This window comes from Streptomyces sp. CRN 30, from assembly GCF_034105845.1.
Genome location: NZ_JAVRHI010000104.1, coordinates 1 through 2,857, shown reverse-complemented (window position 1 = coordinate 2,857; position 2,857 = coordinate 1). Strand labels below are relative to the sequence as shown.

Here is a 2,857-nt window from a genome sequence, read left to right as displayed (position 1 = left end):
CTCGCCGGCGTTGTCGCCCTGGCCGGTGCGCTGCTCTGCGCGGCGGACCTCGCCCTGGCCGGCGCGGGACTGCCGGGCGCCGGGCCGTTCGCGGTGGTGGCCGCCGCCGTCGGAGCGGCGGCCCTGGTCGTCGGTCTGCGCGCCTGTGCCCGTCCCGAGTCCCGCACCGACTGGCGGGCTGCCCTCGGCGTGGCCGCCCGGGACGCGGTACGGGACGCGGGCGGCAGTGTTCTGGTGCTGCTCGCCGTGGCGACCGCGCTCCTGTGCGCCTGGACGCTGCTGCCGCTCGCCTTCCTGGTACCGGGCCCCTTGGCGCTGGCACTCACGGCGATCGACATACGCGGCGGCGCACGGGGTGGTGCGCGAGGCGCGCGCGACGGCGGTACACGCCGTGTTCACCCTTGAACACCGGCAGTTGACGGGCTGTTGGGTCCGGACAGGTGTGAAGGTACGGCCGGTGCGCGCATGCTCTCGTCATGAACACGCGGCCCGAGGGGCGGGCCGCGTCCTCATGGAGGTGTGGCATGCACCGCAGACTCGCGACCGGCCTGGCCGCCTCGGCCCTGTCCGTCCTGACCGTTGTCGCCACCGCCACGGCGGCCGACGCCGCGCCCGCCGACAGAGCGGAGGTGCTGTCGAGTTGGACGCAGACCGGCGCGTCCAGCCAGAGCCAGTGGAAGGCCGCCCGCGCCGACCAGGCGGCCTGGGCCGCGTACGGGTTCGACTGGTCCACGGACTACTGCTCCACCTCGCCGGACAACCCGCTCGGCTTCCCCTTCAGCACCTCCTGCGCCCGGCACGACTTCGGCTACCGCAACTACAAGGCGGCGGGCGCCTTCGACGCCAACAAGGCGCGGCTCGACAGCGCCTTCTACGAGGACCTCAAGCGGGTCTGCGCCGGTTACACCGGTGCGACGAAGACGACCTGCAACAGCACGGCGTGGACGTACTACCAGGCGGTCAGGGCGTTCGGCTGAAGCCGTCCGGCCGCCGCGCGCACGGCGGCCGCGCACAGTACGCCGAGGAGGGCCCCGGCGGCCACGTCGCCCGGATAGTGCACACCGGTATGGACCCGCGCGTAGCCGACGGCGCCCGCCAGCGCGCCCAGCGGGAGGGCCGCCGGGGGGAGTTCCGCGCCGACGGCGGTGGCGAACGCCGCCGCCGATGCCGTGTGCCCCGAGGGGAACGACGCCGACGCGGGCATCGGCACCCGGCGCCCGACGGCGACCCGCGCGGCCTCCCGGTCGGGCCGGGACCGGCGTACGAGGCGTTTGGCGAGCAGGTTGGCCACGGCCGACGTCAGCGCGACCGACCCGACCCCGCGCAGCGCGGCCCGGCGCGGGCGGCCACCCGCCACGGCGAGGGCGCCCGCGACGCAGAGCGAGATCTTCGACCGGTCGGCGGCCCGCGAAAGCTCCCGCAACGCCCGGTCCAACGAGGGAGTGGACCCCCCGGCGACAGCGGCGTACAGGGCCCCGTCCAGGGCCCGCCCACCCCGCACCACACCGTCCCAACGCACACCCCCACCCTCACCCACCCCACCCACAACGGCCCCCCGAACGGTCCGACCGGATGACACCGAGACCGAGAGGCGCGAGAACCACGCGACGAAGCCGCCGTGGCAAGGGACGCGGGAACCACGCGGCGAAGCCGCCGTGGCAAGGGACGCGGGGACCACGCGGCGAAGCCGCCGTGGCAAGGGGCGCGGGGAACTGCGCGCCCAGCCCCCCACAACCCGCACCCGGCAGCCCCCGCCCATCCCCCACCCCCGTAGCCGCCCCCGCCCACCCCACCTCCCCCGGCCGGACCCCACCCCACCTCACCCCACCCCATCCCACCCCCCCCATAGAAGGGCCCCCAGGGCCCCTACACCGCTCGGAAGGACCGCAACCGCAACGAGTTCCCCACCACGAACACCGACGAGAACGCCATCGCCGCCCCCGCGATCATCGGATTCAGCAACCCCGCCGCGGCCAGCGGCAACGCCGCCACGTTGTACCCGAACGCCCACACCAGATTCGACCGGATCGTCCCGAGCGTCCGCCGAGCGAGCCGTATCGCGTCGCCCGCGACCCGCAGATCCCCCCGCACCAGCGTGAGATCGCCCGCCTCGATCGCCGCGTCGGCCCCCGTCCCCATCGCCAGCCCCAGATCCGCCGTGGCGAGCGCCGCCGCGTCGTTGACCCCGTCCCCGACCATCGCGACCGTACGCCCCTCGGCGCGCAGCCGCTCGACCACCGCCGCCTTGTCCTCGGGCAGCACCTCCGCGATCACCTCGTCGATGCCGACGTCCCGCGCGACGGACTCCGCGACGCGCCGGTTGTCGCCGGTCAGCAGGACGGGCCGCAGCCCAAGACCCCGCAGCCGCGAGACCGCCTCCGCGCTGGACTCCTTCACCGCGTCGGCGACTTCGAGGACGGCCCGCGCCGCCCCGTCCCAGGCCACGACGACGGCCGTGCGCCCGGCCGCCTCCGCCGCGTCCCGGGCCCGCGCCAGCCCCTCCGGCAGGGTCATCGCCCACTCCCGCAGCAGCAGCTCCCGCCCCACCAGCACCGCACGCCCCTCGACGACACCCTGGACGCCGAGTCCGGGAACGTTGGCGAAGTCCTCCGGCTCGGGCAGCGGACCGAGCCGCTCCAGCGCCCCGGCGGCCACGGCCCGCGCGACCGGGTGCTCGGAGGCGTGCTCCACGGCGCCCGCCGTCCGCAGCACCGTCTCCTCGTCGACGCCGTCGGCGGTGTGGACGGCCAGCAGGGTCATGCGGCCGGTGGTGACGGTGCCGGTCTTGTCCAGGACGACGGTGTCGACGCGGCGGGTGGACTCCAGGACCTCGGGGCCCTTGATGAGGATGCCGAGC

At 75.6% G+C, this 2,857-nt stretch carries 3 protein-coding genes and 1 pseudogene; 2 read left to right on the top strand and 2 right to left on the bottom strand.

Annotated features, from left to right (window positions below; translation table 11 throughout):
* Positions 1-405 (top strand): annotated as a pseudogene (locus UW392_RS09925) (hypothetical protein); the annotation flags it as partial.
* Positions 406-524: 119 nt separating this feature from the next.
* On the top strand, positions 525-977 hold the full coding sequence (locus UW392_RS09920) for a phospholipase (protein ID WP_320774541.1): 453 nt from the start codon (positions 525-527) through the stop codon (positions 975-977).
* Here UW392_RS09920 and UW392_RS09915 read toward each other — a convergent pair.
* Positions 950-1,546, bottom strand: coding sequence for a phosphatase PAP2 family protein (locus UW392_RS09915; protein WP_320774540.1), 597 nt, complete (start codon positions 1,544-1,546; stop codon positions 950-952). The genes UW392_RS09920 and UW392_RS09915 overlap by 28 nt on opposite strands.
* 320 nt (positions 1,547-1,866) lie before the next feature.
* Positions 1,867-2,857, bottom strand: a 991-nt coding sequence (locus UW392_RS09910; RefSeq protein ID WP_320774539.1) for an HAD-IC family P-type ATPase, incomplete at its 5' end; no start/stop codon positions are given.

What these genes read in the sequence shown, in the direction of transcription:
- UW392_RS09920 (WP_320774541.1), top strand. Translation starts at nt 525, where the DNA reads ATGCACCGCAGACTCGCGACCGGCCTGGCCGCCTCGGCCCTGTCCGTC.